The 15891-nt window shown below is 71.7% G+C and carries 13 protein-coding genes and 1 pseudogene; 5 read left to right on the plus strand and 9 right to left on the minus strand.

Annotated elements, in window-relative coordinates; translation table 11 throughout:
- Positions 1 to 83 precede the first annotated feature (83 nt).
- Positions 84 to 662, plus strand: coding sequence for an SCO family protein (locus MKK58_RS13540; RefSeq protein WP_243912553.1), 579 nt, complete (start codon positions 84 to 86; stop codon positions 660 to 662).
- Positions 663 to 721: 59 nt separating this feature from the next.
- Positions 722 to 1606, plus strand: a complete 885-nt coding sequence (locus MKK58_RS13545; RefSeq protein ID WP_243912554.1) for a dihydrodipicolinate synthase family protein — start codon at positions 722 to 724, stop codon at positions 1604 to 1606.
- 6 nt (positions 1607 to 1612) lie between these two features.
- Here MKK58_RS13545 and MKK58_RS13550 read toward each other — a convergent pair whose 3' ends face one another.
- The gene (locus MKK58_RS13550; RefSeq protein WP_243912555.1) at positions 1613 to 3457 is read right to left on the minus strand and encodes a glycosyltransferase family 2 protein; all 1845 of its coding nucleotides are present in this window, start codon (positions 3455 to 3457) and stop codon (positions 1613 to 1615) included.
- A 154-nt stretch (positions 3458 to 3611) separates the two neighbouring features.
- Here MKK58_RS13550 and MKK58_RS13555 point away from each other — a divergent pair, with 154 nt between their 5' ends.
- Together MKK58_RS13555 and MKK58_RS13560 are read left to right on the plus strand one after the other, a co-directional pair.
- A complete protein-coding gene (locus MKK58_RS13555) occupies positions 3612 to 4424 on the plus strand; it encodes a transporter substrate-binding domain-containing protein (protein ID WP_243912564.1) in 813 nt (270 codons plus the stop codon).
- A gap of 301 nt (positions 4425 to 4725) precedes the next feature.
- Positions 4726 to 5106, plus strand: a complete 381-nt coding sequence (locus MKK58_RS13560; RefSeq protein ID WP_243912556.1) for an energy transducer TonB — start codon at positions 4726 to 4728, stop codon at positions 5104 to 5106.
- A 76-nt stretch (positions 5107 to 5182) separates the two neighbouring features.
- On the opposite strand, the gene MKK58_RS13565 is transcribed toward MKK58_RS13560, so the two are convergent.
- Positions 5183 to 6337: an MFS transporter gene (locus tag MKK58_RS13565; protein WP_243912557.1), complete on the minus strand. Its 1155-nt coding sequence runs from the start codon at positions 6335 to 6337 to the stop codon at positions 5183 to 5185.
- A gap of 260 nt (positions 6338 to 6597) precedes the next feature.
- Here MKK58_RS13565 and MKK58_RS13570 point away from each other — a divergent pair, with 260 nt between their 5' ends.
- A complete protein-coding gene (locus MKK58_RS13570) occupies positions 6598 to 8271 on the plus strand; it encodes a lysine--tRNA ligase (RefSeq protein WP_243912558.1) in 1674 nt (557 codons plus the stop codon).
- Positions 8272 to 8635: 364 nt separating this feature from the next.
- Here MKK58_RS13570 and MKK58_RS13575 read toward each other — a convergent pair whose 3' ends face one another.
- The 7 genes and pseudogenes from MKK58_RS13575 to MKK58_RS13605 all read right to left on the minus strand — a co-directional run.
- On the minus strand, positions 8636 to 9487 hold the full coding sequence (locus MKK58_RS13575; RefSeq protein ID WP_243912559.1) for an SDR family oxidoreductase: 852 nt from the start codon (positions 9485 to 9487) through the stop codon (positions 8636 to 8638).
- Between the two features lie 10 nt (positions 9488 to 9497).
- A complete protein-coding gene (locus tag MKK58_RS13580) occupies positions 9498 to 9677 on the minus strand; it encodes a DUF1328 domain-containing protein (RefSeq protein WP_056469231.1) in 180 nt (59 codons plus the stop codon).
- 74 nt (positions 9678 to 9751) lie between these two features.
- On the minus strand, positions 9752 to 11083 hold the full coding sequence (locus tag MKK58_RS13585) for a chloride channel protein (protein ID WP_243912565.1): 1332 nt from the start codon (positions 11081 to 11083) through the stop codon (positions 9752 to 9754).
- A 172-nt stretch (positions 11084 to 11255) separates the two neighbouring features.
- Complete coding sequence (locus MKK58_RS13590) at positions 11256 to 12656, minus strand: deoxyribodipyrimidine photo-lyase (protein WP_243912560.1); 1401 nt, start codon at positions 12654 to 12656, stop codon at positions 11256 to 11258.
- A gap of 423 nt (positions 12657 to 13079) precedes the next feature.
- Positions 13080 to 14192: a TRAP transporter substrate-binding protein gene (locus tag MKK58_RS13595; RefSeq protein WP_243912561.1), complete on the minus strand. Its 1113-nt coding sequence runs from the start codon at positions 14190 to 14192 to the stop codon at positions 13080 to 13082.
- Positions 14193 to 14360: 168 nt separating this feature from the next.
- A complete protein-coding gene (locus MKK58_RS13600; RefSeq protein ID WP_243912562.1) occupies positions 14361 to 15530 on the minus strand; it encodes a branched-chain amino acid ABC transporter substrate-binding protein in 1170 nt (389 codons plus the stop codon).
- Positions 15531 to 15716: 186 nt separating this feature from the next.
- Positions 15717 to 15891 (minus strand): annotated as a pseudogene (locus MKK58_RS13605) (sugar transporter); the annotation flags it as partial.

The following is a 15891-nucleotide window of genomic DNA, read 5'->3' on the forward strand; positions in this document are numbered from 1 at the left end:
TGGCGACGGTTTGGTGGATTGCCCGGCGGCGGCGCCTGTGGTCTTGAGGCCGCCATATCCCTCGACCGCAAGGCCGTTTCCCCATGCGTCGCACATTCCTGCCCATCCTCGCCTTCGTGGTCGGCCTCGTGGGGCTCTGCGTCGCCGCCTTCGTGGTGCTGATGCCGAAGCAGGAAGTGGGGACGAGCAGCGTCGGCGGCCCCTTCGCCCTGACCAACCAGGACGGGCAGCGCGTCACCGAGCGCGATTATGCGGGCCGGACGCACCTCGTGTTCTTCGGCTTCACGCACTGCCCCGACGTGTGCCCGACGACGCTGCAGCAGATCGGCGACGTGCTCCAGGCCCTCGGGCCGAAGGGCCGGGACACACGCGCGCTCTTCATCGCCGTCGACCCGGAGCGCGACACGCCGGCCGCCCTCAAGACCTACCTGGCGAGCTTCGATCCGCGCATCGTCGGCCTGACCGGCTCGCCCGAGGAGGTGAACGCGGCGGTGAAGGCCTACCGGGCCTATGTCCGCAAGGTGCCGACCAAGGACGGCGACTACACCATGGAGCACACCGCCCTCGTCTACGTGATGAACGGCCAGAACCGCTTCCTCAACGCCCTGAACCTCGCCCGCCCGCCCGAAGCGGCGGCGGCCGAGCTCGCCAAGATGCTGTGAGCGCCCAACCCTGAAGACCACGGGAGGCGCCGCCTCCCGAAAGTGCCCCCGGAGCGACCATGCCCGTCCTGTCGGCCTTTCCGATCACGCCCGCGAGCGCCGATGGCGCGGTCGATGTCGGCGCCCTGCGCGCCCTCCTGCACCCCCTGGTCGCGGCCGGCGTCGGGTCGATCGGGCTGCTGGGCAGCACCGGCACCTATGCGTTCCTGGCACGCGACCAGCGCCGCCGGGCCGTGGAGACCGCCGTGGACGCGGTGGCGGGCCGCGTGCCGCTCCTCGTCGGCATCGGCGCCCTGCGCACCGACGACGCGGTGCGGCTGGCCCAGGACGCGAAGGGCGCCGGGGCCGAGGCCGGGCTTCTCGCGGCGATGTCCTACACGCCGCTGACCGAGGACGAGGTGTTCGCGCATTGCGAGACGGTGGCGCGGGAATCGGGTCTGCCGCTCTGCCTCTACGACAATCCCGGCACCACCCATTTCCGCTTCACCCCGGCCCTCGTCGGCCGCCTCGCCCGGGTACCGGGCATCGTCGCCATCAAGAGCCCGGCCCCGGAGCCGGCGGAGGTGGCGGGCCAGTTCGCGGCGTTGCGCGCCGCCGTGCCGGACGGGTTCTCCCTCGGCTACAGCGGCGACTGGAACGCGACCGAGGCGCTGCTGGCCGGCGGCGCGGCTTGGTACAGCGTCGCGGCCGGGCTGTTCCCGGAGCCCGCCGTGGCGATCGTCCGGGCGGTCGAGGCGGGGAACGCCGCCGAGGCGCGCCGCCTGAACGCCCGGCTGGACCCCCTCTGGGACCTGTTCCGGACCTATTCGAGCCTGCGGGTGATCTATGCCTGCGCCGAACTCCTCGGGCGCTGTCGGACGGCACCGCCGCGCCCGATCCTGCCGCTCGCCGGGGACGCGCGCCGGCGGGTCGCCGAGACGCTGACGGCACTCGACCTGGCCTGAGGGCCCTCAGCCCACCCGCACGGCACCGCTGCGCGAGGTGCGCGCCAAGCCGTGCTCGGTCTTGTTCCAGCGGTTCGGCGCGCGGACGAGCTCGATCAGGCCCGCCCAGGCGGCCAGACTCACCAGCAGGAAGTAGAGGGGCATCAGCGGCACGAAGGCGAGGCAGTCGAACCAGCCGCGGCGGACGCAGCCCAGCGCCGCCGGCAGCAGCATCGCCAGGAGGCCGGAGACGAACAGCGTGATCGCCGAGCCCGTGGGCAGGCTCGCCCAGAAGCCGCCGGGGGCGGGCAGGCCGCTGAGGACGAAGTGGGTGAAGTCCCAGGCCGCCCGCCCCATCAGGAACGGGTAGGCGAGGGCGGAGATCACCGTGCCGGGCACCAGCGCCACGGCGCAGAGCGTGCCCAGGGGGCCGAGTTGCCGGGCGGTCGTGCGGGGCGTGCGCGCATGGGTCAGGGTCGTCTGCAGGAACCCCTTCATCCAGCGGGTGCGCTGGTGCAGCCAGGGCCGGAGCGTGCGCGGCGCCTCCTCCAGGGTGTCGCTGGCCAAGTCCCCCACATGGTAGCCCGCCCGCGCGAGGCGGATGCCGAGGTCGGCATCCTCGGTGACGTTCCAGGCGTCCCAGCCATGGACCTCCCGCAGCGACGCGGTGCGGAAATGGGTGGAGGTGCCACCCAGGGGAACCGGCAATCGCCAGGAGGCCAGGGCCGGGACCAGCACGTCGAACAGGGCGGCGTACTCGATGGCGAAGCACCGGGTGAGGCGGCCATCCGCCATGTTGTCGATGACGAGGCGGCCCTGGAGGCAGGCGGTGGTGCGGGAGGCGCGGGCAAAGCGCGTCGCGGCGGCGCGGAGCTGGCCCGGATCGGGCACGTCCTCGGCATCGTAGACCACGAGGCAGGCGCCCCGCGCCAGGGGCAGGGCGGCGTTGAGGGCGCGCGGCTTCGTGCGCGGCAGGCCCGCGGGCACGCGCACGATCTCGAACCGGGCGGGGAGGGCGGCGGCCTCCAGGGCGTCGGCGGTCTCGCGGTCGTCGGCCTCGATCACGAACTTGATGTCGAGCTTGGCCGCCGGATAGTCGAACCGCGCCAGGGCGGCGGCGAGGCGGGGCACCACACGCGCCTCGCGGTGGAGGGCGACCAGCACGGTGTAGACCGGCAGGGCCGCGTCTGCGAGCGGGCTGTCGAGCTTCGGCTCGGCCTCGACGCTGACGGCGGCGATCCGGAACGTCACCATGGCGAGGAAGGCGAGCTGCACCAGGGTCCAAGCCCCGATCAGCAGAGGGGCGGGGATGAGGGCGCCGGCCACGCCACCCGCCCCCAGCACGAGGGCGACGATGGCGAGGCGCGGCCCCTGCGAGCCCGGACCGAGGGCCCAGTCGGGGCGCCGAACCTGCAGCGTGTCGGCGGCGTAGGCGGCGATGCCGGAGGGGTTGGCGGCGAAGACCGCCGCGGACAGGGCGCGGGGCGTGGTGATGGCGGCCGCGTTGCCCTCCCGCAGGAGGGCCGCGATGGCGGCCCCGCGCGGCGCGCAGACGAAGGCGGCGGGGCCCGGCCGCGCCAGGGGGGCGAGCCCGGCCTCGAGGCTGCCGGGAAAGCGCGTGCCCTCGCCGAGGCGGAGATCGCCGGCCGCCAGGAACGGCACGCCGAGGGCGGCGGCGAGGGCGCGGTAATAGGCCTCCTCGCCGATCCGGTCGGCCTGGATCAGGGTAGTGGCCGCGTCGCTGCCGCAGGCCCGCGCCAGGGCGGCGGCCTCGGCCAGCGCTGCGGGATCGAACCCCTGGCGGGCGAGGAAGCCGATCTCGGGCGGCAGCGCGCCGGCCGTGGCGGCGCGCGAGCTGACGAGGAACGACACCGCAGCCGGCCTCCCGATGGCCCGGGGATGTGCTAGGGGAGACGCCGTGAGCCAGACCGTTCCCATGCGCAACCCGCGCACCACCCCTGCAACTTCTCCGTTCATGCGCCCGATGGCAAGGCGAAGGTGCGGCCGGACCACCGCTTTCGTCGTCATGGCGGCCCTGTGCTGGGGGGGGCCGGCCGGGGCCCGGGCCGAGGGCGTAACGATTCCGAACTTCTGGAACCCGCGTGCCCGCCAGGAGCGCATGGAGACCCAGCCGAGTGCCCGCGCGATCCGCTTCCTCACGGACGACGAGTTCCCGCCCCTGCACTTCGCCGGGCCCGACGGCACGCCCACGGGCTTCTCGGTGGAACTCGCCCGCGCGGTCTGCGAGCGTCTGGCGATGGCCTGCACGGTGCAGGCCCGGCGCTTCGACACCCTGCTCGACGCCCTGGCCGACCGGCAGGGCGACGTCGTCGCCGCCGCGATTCCCCTGACGCCGGCCCTGCGGGCGCGCTTCCTCGCCACGCGGCCGTATTTCCGCTGGCCGGCGCGCTTCGCCGCCCGCACCGACAAGGGCCTGCCCGCCCCCTCCGCCGCCGCGCTCGCCGAGCGCAGCGTCGGCGTGGTGGGCGGCAGCGCCCACGCGGCCTACCTCAAGGCGTTCTTCCCCAAGGCGGCGGCCAAGGACTTCACCGATCTCGCCACCGCCGAGGGGGCCCTGCGCCGGGGCGAGGTCGACTACGTCTTCGCCGACGGCCTGAACCTCGCCCTCTGGATAGGCGGCGCCGAGGCCGCCAATTGCTGCGCCTTCACCGGGGGCGACTACCTGGAGAACCGCTACTTCGGCGAGGGCATCGGCCTCGTCACCCGCGCCGACGACGCGGCCCTGTCGCGGGCGCTCGACGACGCCCTTCAGCGTCTCTGGGACGAGGGGAAGTACGCCGAGCTGTACCTGCGGTTCTTCCCCGTGAGCCCGTTCTGACGGGAATTGGCGCTTCCTGCTCCGGATGCGCAGAGAGCGGGCGATCCGCGCTTCATGGTGCGGCCGCGCGGATCGCACGGTGCGACGAAGCCCGCTTCGTCACGGGGAGTGTCCGCAGCGGACGCCTCGAAACGCCGCCGCGAGCCACCTTCCGCGCCGGCGAGGCCTGCCGAGGGACGCTGCGCGTGGCGTAGGAAGACTCGGGAATTCCACGTCCAGGACCATGGCGCGCGCGTGCCGAACCTGCGATTGCTTTTCCGGACGCCGATGCACGTCTTCCTTGCCAGGCACGACCCCGTCCATGCGCCATCTCATCCTTCTCGCCGCCTGCATCCTCCTCATGTCCGCAGCGGGCCGGCTCCAGGCGCGGGAGGGATTTGAACCGCGATTCCAAGGCGTAAGCCCGGACTATCAGCTGACCCTCGCACGGATCATCTATCGCCGCATGAGGAGCAGCGGATACCGCACGCTCTCCGGCGGGGTGGCCACCGTCGTGTTCACGGTGGAGAGGAGCGGTACCGTTTCAGCCTCGACGATCAAGATGCCGTCCGGCTCGCCCTACATCGATGCACTCGCCCTGGCGGCCGTGCGGGTGGGCTCGACATTTCCACCCTTTCCGCCTGACTTGAAGGCCGATCGGCTGACCGCCACTGTCCCGTTGCGCTTTCATTCGGGTCCTTGAACCGAGGTCCCGTCCACGGGGTGCCGCGCGGGAGGATTCCGGCCGACCCACATCCTCGAACGCCCTCGCGCACCCCTCAGGTGCGCAGCCGCCGGGCGCCGGCCGCGACGACGACGAGGAGGGCGGCCACCACGAGGAGGGCGAGCGTCAGGCTGGTGGCATGGGCGAAGAGCCCGATGGCGGCGGGGCCCGCGAGCACCCCGGCATAGCCGAGCGTGGTCACGGCCGGGATCGCGAGGGCGGCGGGCACCGCGTTCTGACGGCCGGCGGCGGTGAACAGCACCGGCACGATGTTGGCGCAGCCCGCCCCCACCAGGGCGTAGCCGAGGAGCGTCACCGGCCAGAGGGGCACGGCGATCGCGAGGCCGAGGCCGCCCGCCGCCAGGAGCGCACCCAGCACGACGATGCGGCGGCGCCCGATCCGGCGCACGAGGGCGTCGCCGGTGAGCCGGCCCACCGTCATCGTCAGCGAGAAGGCCGCGTAGCCGAGGCCGGCGCGAGCCGGATCGAGGCCGCGCTCCTGGATCAGGAAGACGCCGCTCCAGTCGAGGGCCGAGCCCTCAGTGAGGAAGACCACGAAGCACAGGAGCCCGATGCGGAGCACCGGCCCCCGCGGCCGGGCGAAGGCCGGGCCGTGCGACTCGCTCCCCAAGGCCGGCAGGATGCCGGGCAGGGCGGCGAGGAAGGCGGCCGCGATGGCGGCGACCACCGCCAGAGTGGCGGCCGAAGGCGTCAGGCCGAGGCTCAGGAGGGCGCTGAAGCCGGCCGCGCCCAGGATGCAGCCGAGGCTGTAGAGGCCGTGGAAACCCGACATCATCGGCCGTGCCGACCGGCGCTCCACCGCCACGGCCTGCAGGTTCATCAGGCAGTCGAGGAGGCCGAGACCGATCCCGAGCCCAGTCAGGGCCGCGGCGAGGACGGGCAGGCCGGCGGCACGCGACAGGACCACCAGCGCCGCCCCGGTGACGAGCACGGCGGCGGCCAGGACGGGGCGGGTGCCGAAGCGCCCGGCGAGCGTCCCCGCCACCGGCATGGTGGCGAGCGACCCGATGCCGAGGCAGAGCAGGAGCAGCCCGAGGGTGGCGTCGTCGAGGCCCGCCCGCGCCTTCACGAGGGGCAGCAGGGGCGCCCAGGCCGCGACGCCGAAGCCGACGATGAGGAACAGGAGCCGGGTGGCGCGGATCTCGGGCGTGTCGGTGACGGACACGTGCGGGAGGACGGACGCGGTCATGGGGCCTTTCCTGCGCGATCCGTTCGGCCCCTGCGGGACGGCGGATCCGGGCTCCGCTCAGGCAGCCGGGCCGAGCGACGCGTGCTGTCTCGCAGGGAGACACGGCAGACGTATGAAGCCGGGGGCCGGGGGGCGGGGCGGCTGCCATGTCCCCGGCGCAGGGCGCTCGGCCTCACGTTGACCCTCCGGGACGCGCTCCCTACGGTGCCGCCGGTCTCGACCCATCACCCCCGACACTTCTTGCAGAACTGACGCTGTCCATGCCGTCCCCGCTTCCCTCCGATCCCGATCTCATCGCGGCGGCCGCCACCGCTGCCGCCTGGCCCTTCGAGGAGGCGCGCAAGCTCGTGGCGCGGCTGGAGCGCCGGCCGAAATCGGAGGTCCTGTTCGAGACCGGCTACGGGCCCTCGGGGCTGCCGCATATCGGCACATTCGGCGAGGTCGCGCGAACCTCCATGGTGCGCTACGCCTTCCGGGTTCTCACCAACGACAGCGTGCCGACCCGGCTGATCGCGTTCTCGGACGACATGGACGGCCTGCGCAAGGTGCCGGACAACGTGCCGAACAAGCCCCTGCTGATCGGCGCCCTGAACCAGCCGCTGACCCGGGTGCCGGACCCGTTCGGCACCCATGACAGCTTCGGCGCCCACAACAACGCCGAATTGCGCCGCTTCCTCGACGCCTTCGGCTTCGACTACGAGTTCCGCTCGGCGACCGAGTGCTACCGCTCGGGCGTGTTCGACACGGCCCTGCTCACGGTGCTGGAGCGCTACGAGGCCGTGATGGCGATCATGCTGCCCTCGCTGCGCGCCGAGCGCTCGGCGAGCTACTCGCCGTTCCTGCCCATCCATCCGGTGACGGGCGAGGTGATGCAGGTCGCCATCGACGAGGTCCGGGTCTCGGCCGGCACCCTGGTCTGGCGCGACCCGAAGACCGGCGAGGGCTACGAGACCCCGGTGACGGGGGGCCATGCCAAGCTGCAGTGGAAGCCCGACTGGGCCATGCGCTGGGTGGCGCTGGGCATCGACTACGAGATGGCCGGCAAGGACCTCATCGATTCCGTGAAGCTCTCAGGGGAAATCGCACGCGCGCTTGGGGGCGAGCCGCCGGAGGGCTTCAACTACGAGCTCTTCCTCGACAAGGACGGCAAGAAGATCTCGAAGTCGAAGGGCAACGGCCTTTCGATCGACGACTGGCTGGTCTACGGCACCGCCGACAGCCTGGCGTTGTTCATGTACAACAAGCCGCGCGAGGCCAAGCGCCTGTTCGTGGAGATGATCCCGCGCCAGGTCGACGACTACCTCAGCTTCCTGGAGAAGTACCCGACCCAGGAGCCGGCCCAGAAGCTCGGCAACCCGGTCTGGCATCTGCATGCCGGGCATCCGCCGGCGGCGGAAGCCGTCGGCAAGGGCGGCGCGCTCACCTTCGCCATGCTCCTCAACCTCGCGGCGGTGGCCAACACCGAGGATCCGGCGGTGCTGTGGGGCTTCATCCGCCGCTACGACCCGGATGTGGGACCGGAGAGCCACCCGGTGCTGGCCCGCCTCGTCGGCCACGCGCTGGCCTATTTCCGCGATCTCGTGCGCCCCGCCAAGACCTACCGGGCCGCCACCGAGGCCGAGCGGGCGGCGCTGGAGGACCTCTCCGCGACGCTGGCCGCGCACGAGGGTTCCGTCGATCCGGAGGGGCTGCAGGCGGTGGTCTACGAGGTCGGGCGCCGTCACTTCCCCGACCTGTCGGGCAAGGCGAAGAGCCCGGACGGGCGCCCCGGCGTGTCGCAGGCCTGGTTCGGCACGATCTACAACGTGCTGTTCGGGGAAGCCCGCGGGCCCCGCTTCGGCTCGTTCATCGCCCTCTACGGCGTCGCCGAGACCCGGGCGCTGATCGGACAGGCCCTGTCGGGCGCCTTCCTGACCGAGGCGCCGGCCGCCTGAGCCCGCCCACGCGCCGGCGTGCGTTGCGCCGGCGCAGGATAACATCCTCGAAATGATGTGCGTTTGCGCACAATTTTGCTTGTCGGCGCGCCAACTGACGGATAAAACGCCGGTCCCGGACAGAAAAAAGGCCGCCCCGGTGAGGGAGCGGCCTGAAGTCTAGGGAGGAAACGCCCAAGAAGGGCACACCGCGGCGACGCCATCGCCGCGGTGCATGGCGATGAAATGCCATTCCGCACCGCACCATGCAATCGCTTCCATGTGGGAGGGGGCATGCGTGCAGTGCATGAAAACGTTTTCAAACAGTCATGCTTGCCGGATGATCGCGCTGCCTTCTCCTGGGCGGAAGCTCGGTATCGGCGTTTCAGCCGCCCGGTTCGGCCAGGCCGAGTTGCTTGAGGCTCAAGGCCCAGACGCGTTCCTGCAGGGCTTCGTCCCGCCCCCGGGCCAACGGCTCGACGGGCTTGCAGCGGTCGAAGTAGAGCCCCGTGACGCCCTCCACCTCGGGAGAGGTCGCGAGGTGGATCGAGGTTCTGGCACCGTCCTCGGGCTTCGACAGGAAGGGGCGGATCAACCGCCAGCCGAAGCCGAACCAGCCGCCGGTCCCGGACGCGAACCCGCTGGCGATGACGCCGGGATGCAGGGCGTTGCTGGTGACGCCGCTGCCGGCCAGCCGCCGGGCCAGGGCGGCGCTGAACAGAACGTTGCCGAGCTTGGCCTGGGAATAGGCCGTGATCGCGCTGTAATCCCGGGCGTGGCCGATATCGTCGAAGGCGATGCGGCCGCGCCGATGCGCCGTGGAGGCGACGCTGACGATGCGGGCCGGTGCGGCGGCCTTCAGGAGATCGAGAATCTCGAGGCTGAGCTGCAGATAGGCGAGATGATCGAGCGCCCAGGTCCGCTCGATGCCGTCCACCGTCGTGGCGTGCCGGTCGAAGATCGCGCCGGCATTGTTCACCAGCACGTGGAGGCGCGGATACAGCGCCCGCACATCGGCCGCGAGGCGCCGGACCTCGGCCTGCGACGCGAGGTCGGCCACGAAGCCGTCGATCACGGCACCGGGCACGGCCTCCCGGATCCGGGCGGCGGTCCGGCCGGTCCGGTCGGCATCCCGGCCGACGAGGCCGACGCGGAACCCCGCCCGCGCCAGACCCAGGGCCGTCTCCGTGCCGATGCCGGAGGTCGCTCCGGTGACGAGGGCGATCCGCTCCGGCATCGGCCTGGGCCTAGAACACCGCCTGCCCGATGGCGAAGGCGACGACCACGATGACGATGGCCACCAGCAGGAACAGGCCGAACAGGATGCGGGCCAGGGAGCCGGCGCCCGAGGCGATACCGGTGAAGCCGAGGCCGCCCGCGATGAGGGAGATCACGAAACAGATGAGGGCCCATTTCAACAGGGTCATGCGCAACACTCCAGATCGCGGAACCGACCGATAACCACCTGGGGACGCAAGCGTTCCGCCCAAGCTCGGCTGTTTTACGCGGCGGGTCCGGGGGGCGCCGCCGGCGCCGGTGCCGCCGGACGGGCGTCCGTTCCGGCCCGCTCCAGGAGGATGTGCGCCAGGGCGTGGTAGAGCCCCTCGCGGCAGACCGCCTTCGAGACCGCGTCGGCGATCAGCGCCGCGACCATGAGGGGGATCATCAGGGCGTGGTCCTGGGTCATCTCGGTGACGATGACGAAGGCGGTGATCGGCGCCTGCAGGGCGCCGGTCAGGTAGGCGACCATGCCGATGAGCACCAGGGCGGCCACCGGCACGCCGGAGAACCAGCCGTGCAGGGCGGCCCCGAGGCCGGCCCCGACGCTGAGTGAGGGGGCGAACAGGCCGCCGGGAATGCCGCTGATCGCCGACAGCAGGGTGGCGAGGAACTTCAGGGGCGCGAAATCGGGATGCGGGTCCGCCGTGCCGTGCAGGAGGCTGCGCGCCTCCTCGTAGCCGGTGCCGTAGACCGTGCCGCCCGAGGCGAGGCCGCACAGGGCGACCCCGAGGCCGCAGGCCGCCGCGAAGGCGATCGGCCGGGCGGCGATGGCGCCCCCGAGGCGCCCGGGCAGGCCGCGCGCGAACAGGATGACGATGCGGGAGAAGCCGCCGCCGGCCAGGCCCCCCAGCGCCCCGAGCACCGGCACGGCGATCCAGCCCGGCCCGAAGGGCAGGGCGGCGCTGGCGGTGCCGAAATAGGTGTAGTTGCCGGTCAGCGCCATCGCGGTGAGGCCGGCCGCCACGATGGCGGCGACGATGAGCCCGCCCGTGCGAGCCTCGTAGGCCCGGCCGAGTTCCTCGATGCCGAAGACGATGCCGGCGAGCGGCGTGTTGAAGGCTGCCGCCACGCCGGCCGCACCGCCGGCGAGGAGGAGTCCCGGCACCCGCTCCGGCGTGAGGTGTCCGGCCGCCGCCATGATGGCGGCCCCGACCTGCACCGTCGGCCCCTCGCGCCCCGTGGAGGCGCCGAACAGCAGGCCGAGGCTCATCACCACGATCTTGCCCGCCGCGACCCGCAGGGAGACCAGGGACCGGCGCAGGGCGAGCCGCCCGGTCTGGCGCGCCGCGATCACCTGGGGGATGCCCGACCCCTGTGCGTTCGGAAAGACGTCGCGGGCGAGCCAGGCGCAGAGGGCGAACCCGAGGGGCGTCAGGCCGAGGGCTGCCAGGGGCGAGAGGCCGAGCACCCGCCGGAAGCCCCCTTGCGCCGCGTCGGCCAGTTCCGCCATCAAGACGGCGGCGAGGCCGACGCCGATGCCGCCGACGAGGAACAGCAGGCGGTGGCGCCACAGCCCGAACGCGTCGCGGGTGGCCCCGCGCAGGCGCCGCATGCCCGGCGTCACCCGGGATCGGACCTTGGCCCGGAAAACCTTGGCCTCCAGAACCTTGACGCGCAGCACCTTGGGGGGACGGGCGGGGGGCATGCGGTCCGGGGCTCGGGGCGGGAACTCGGGAAAGGCGCGTCGGCGGAGGGCTCAGGCAAGGGGCATACCCAGGCGGGCCTCAGGCCGCGTTCTCGGCTTCCGCCCGGCAAAGCGCCTCGACGGTCTTCAGGTAAGCCTTGGCATCGAATTTCCGCAGGGAATTTTCGCTCTGGTAGCGCACGGTGCCGAAAATCTTGCGCCGGGCCCAGGGGCGGTCGTGCAGGCCGTAGACCCAGGCGACGTTGGTGAAGGAGTTCGCGTCGCGGCCGTCGAGGAAGTAGCGGTTGTTGAGCCTGAGCGTCCGGGCGAAGCCCTCCTCGGGGCTGGGCGACCATTCGAGGATCTTCTTACCCCAGTACATGCGCAGGTGGTTGTGCATGTAGCCGGTCTCGCGCATCTCGGCCTGGGCGGCGTTCCAGTAGACGTCGTGCGTCCGGCCCTCCGCGAGTTCGGTCTCGGTATAGGTCTTCGGCCTCGGATCGTCGGCATGCTCGGCCAGGACCTTGCGGGCCCATTCGGGCACGGCGCGCGCATAGTCGTCGTAGCCCTCCGTGTAGTGGACGTGGTTCATCGCCAGTTCGCGGCGGATGACGACCTCCTCGACGTAAGCCGCCTTATCCTCCCGGCCGCCGGCCTTGGCGGCCCGCACCGCCCGCACGATCTCCACCGGGGAGATCTGCCCGAAATGCAGGTAAGGGCTCATGTGCGAGGCCGCCCCGGCCTCCGGCCGGTTACGGTCGCTGCCGTAACTGGCGAAGGGGCCCTCGAGATAGGCTTTCAGGCGTCGGCGCGCCTCAGTCTCGCCCCCGGTGAAGCGCCGCACCGGGCCGACGATCCGGTCGAGGCTCATGCCAGCCAGCACCGCCGCCGGGTCAGCGATGTCGACCTCGGATTTCGGCAGGCCGCGCTTGGCCGCGTGCTTCACCTTGCGGGCGGTCAGGGGCGCGACGTAGTCGTCGAGGTGCTTGTGCAGCTTCGGGCGCAGGGTGCGGGCGGCATATTCGTGCTTCCCCGAGGTGACTTCCACCGGCACCACGACGTCACCCTCGACCTGCACGATCCGGGCGTCGACGGCCTCCACGATCTCAGCGTACCAGCGTTTCTGGATCGCGAGGTAGCCCCGGTCGAGGACGAGGAGGGCGGCGTCCTCGGCCAGGTCGATGGCAACTCGAGCGGGCGAGGCCTTGCGCAGGCAGAAGCCGATGCCCCGGGCCTCGAGGCCGGACGCCGCGTCGGCGAGGCCCTGGAGCAGGAAGGCGTAGTGCCGGGCATTGGCCTCGGGAAAGCCGTTCTTGCCGTCGAGCAGCCCGAAGCAGGCGAGCACCGGCAGGCCGAGCCGGTTCGCCTCCTCGATCGCCAGTTCGAGCGCCGGGTTCTCGTGCGCGCGGTTCGCCTGCTGCAGGAGGTAGAGCACGTAGCGCCCGTCCCCGCGGGGCTCGACATCCTTGAGAACCCGAATTCGTCCCGCCTGAATCGCCATCGTCCGCCATCGCTTCCTGGATCGTGGTGAGAAGTAGAGCGCCCGGCACGTTCGGCGCGGGATGCAATCCCCGCCGTTCCGGCAGGATCGGACCGCGCGAAGCGCAGCAATCCCGGTCGCGAAACCTGAATTCGAACAACGCCGTAAGGTGCGTTCACCGCGTCAGGGCGCCAGCTCCGCCGATGATCCTTCGCCGTATCGGCGGATGCGTCATTTTGGCGACAGAAACCGCTCAATGTGCGGTCGGACACGAAAAGCGACAGGGACCCTGCCCTAACCACCTTGCATTTCCCGGGGAGAGGATCAGATTGTGCATTGCGGGAACGCGATGGCGTCGCGGTTTCGCTGCCCTCCTTGGGCGTTTCCTCCCTAGACTTCGGGCCGCTCTTCGGAGCGGCCTTTTTTCTGTCCCGAATCGACCGGTCAGCCCCGGGCGCGGGCGCGGATCATGAAGTTGTCGTAGGTGTATTCCGCTACCTGGAACCAGAGATACTCCTCGTTCCGGAAGGTCTTCAGGGCCTCGTAGACGCGCTTGAAGTCGGCGTTCTTGGCCCCGATCTCCGCATATACGTCGTTGGCGGCCTTGAGCGCGGCCTCCATCACCTCCTGGGGGAAGGGACGCAGCTGCGCGCCCCCGGCCACGAGGCGGCGCAGGGCGCGCGGATTGCGCGCATCGTACTTGGCCTGAACGTCGGCATGGACCTGGGCGGCGGCGGCCTGGAGGATCGTCCGATAGCCCTTCGGCAGGCCCTTCCAGGCCTCGGCGTTGAACCAGGCGTGCAGCATCGAGCCGCCCTCCCAGAACCCGGGATAGTGGTAGGTCGGCGCGACCTTCTGCAGGCCGAGCTTCTCGTCGTCGTAGGGGCCGATCCATTCGGCGGCGTCGATGGCCTTCGTTTCCAGGGCGGCATAGATCTCCGGACCCGACGTCGCCTGCGGCACCGCCCCGAGCTTGGCCAGGACCTGCCCCCCGAGGCCGCCGATCCGCAGCTTCAGGCCCTGGAGGTCGGCCACCGTCTTGATCTCGCGGCGGAACCAGCCGCCCATCTGCGCCCCGGTATTGCCCGCCGGCAGGGCCACGAGGCCGTGCTTGGCGAAGATCTCCCCGAACAGTTCGGCGGCCCCGCCCTGGAGCCACCAGGCGGCCTGGCCCCGGGCGTTCAAACCGAAGGGCATGGCGCCGGCGAGTGCGAAGGTCGGGTCCTTGGCCAGGCCCAGGGTCGCCGGGCCGTAACCCATCTCGACGGTGCCGGCGGCGACCGCGTCGAGGAGGCCGGCGGCGGCCACCGGCTCGCCCGGTCCCAGGGGCTGGATCTGGAAGCGCCCGTCGGTGGCCTCGGCGACGAGGCGGGCCAGCATCTCGGTGGCGCCGAACAGGATGTCGAGGTTCTTTGGATAGGCACAGGCGAGGCGCCAGCGGAGATCCGGGGCGCCCTGGGCGCGGGCTGGGGCCGCGAGGGCGGCGGCCGCGCCGCCGAGACCCGCGGAGAGAAAAGCGCGGCGCCCCGCGGGGGGGCGCACGGAGGATGGGGGCATGACGCCTCGCTGCAAGATCTCGAATCGTCCCGACTACGCGCCGGACCGCCGGCAGGCGGCCCGGGTGTCCGCCGTTCACGAACGACGAAGCACCGGAAACGATCCCGAAACGGTCAATCCGGACACAGGCCGGCCGCGCCCCGGCGCCGGGGCGGCTCGCCATAGAGGCTATTTGGCATACGTAAAGGCGCCGTCGTTCCAGACGTAGAGGACATAGCCCTGGGCGGTGACGTCGCCCTTGTTGTCGAAGCCCACCGAGCCGAGCACGAGGTCGAAGCGTTCCGTGTGGAGCGTGGTGGCGATGCGCTTGGCGTCCGTGGTGCGGGCGAAGTTGCCGGCCGCCACCAGGGCCTGGAGGGCGGCGTAGCCGTAGATGGTGGAGCCCTCGGGATCGACACCCTCAGCCTTGAAGGCGGCGACCACGGCGGCGGCCTCGGGCTTGCGGCGCGGGTCGAGGTAGAAGGTCATCAGCACGCCGTTGCTCGCCGGCCCCGCGATGGTGGCGAATTCCTGGGTGGCGATGGCGGAGGTGCCGAACCATTGCGGTTTGAAGCCCCGCTCGGCCGAGATCCGCACGAGGCGGCCCATCTCGCGGGCATCCCCGCCGTAATACGCCACCGCGATGCCGGCCTCCCTCAAGCGGTCGGCGAGCGCCGCGTCGTCGGCGTCGCCCGCCGCGAAGGCGGTGGCGACCGCCTCGTTGATGCCGATGCGGTTGAGGTTCTCCTTCGTGGCGGCGGCGAGGTTGCGCGAGCCGGGCGTCAGATCGTTGAGGATCGCGATCTTCTTCTCGCGAAACCGCTCGGCGAGCACCGTGGCCGAGAGCTTGGCCTGATCGTCGTCGCGTCCGCAGGCCCGGAAGATCGTCGGCAGGCCGCGATCCGTGAGCTTGGCGGCGACCGAGGCCGCGGTGATCATCACGGTGCCGTTGGCGGCATAGACTTCCGATGCGGCGAGGGACGCGTTGGAGCAGACATGGCCGACCACGAGGCGCACGCCCTGCGCGGCGTAGTGGTTGGCCACCGCCACGGCCTTGTTGGAATCGCAGGCATCGTCCTGCACGTCGAGCACGATGGTCTGCCCGTCGAGGCCGCCCTTGGCATTGGCGTCGCGAGCGGCGGCCTGGACGCCGCGCAGCACCTGTTCGCCCACACCCACATAGGCGCCGGAGCGGGGCACGGCGACACCGATCACCACGTCCGCCCGGGCCGCGACCGCACCGAAGACCTGGGCGGCGGCCAGCCCGAAGGCGCCGCCGGCCAAACCGAAGGCGCCGCCGGCCAAACCAAAGACGCCGCCTGCGAGCCCGATGCGCCGGACCGCGCGCCTGAACCTCATGCCGCCCCGTCTCACGCCTCGGTCGACCTCGCGAAGAATATAGACGGATCGGCCGGGACGGCCAGCCGCCAAGGTTCGGCACGCGCGCCGAAGCGACGGCCCGGCGCGTGCGTTCGGCGCGACCGGACCGTAGGACCCCTGCGGGATGGCGCGGAAGAACGCAAGGGGGGCCTGAGTGCGCCGCCCTTACCGGGCGGTGGCGTAGAGGGATGCGCCGGCAGAGACGGGGGCGGTGACGGTGGAGAAGACGGAGAGGACCTTCTGGACCTCGGTGAAGGGGGCGTTGGAGACGTAGACGAGGTCGCGGTTGCGCATGCGGAAGGCCTGGGTGAGGAACAGGCTGTTGGGGTCGCGCATGTTG

This window comes from Methylobacterium sp. J-078 (genome assembly GCF_022829285.1).
Taxonomy (GTDB): domain Bacteria; phylum Pseudomonadota; class Alphaproteobacteria; order Rhizobiales; family Beijerinckiaceae; genus Methylobacterium.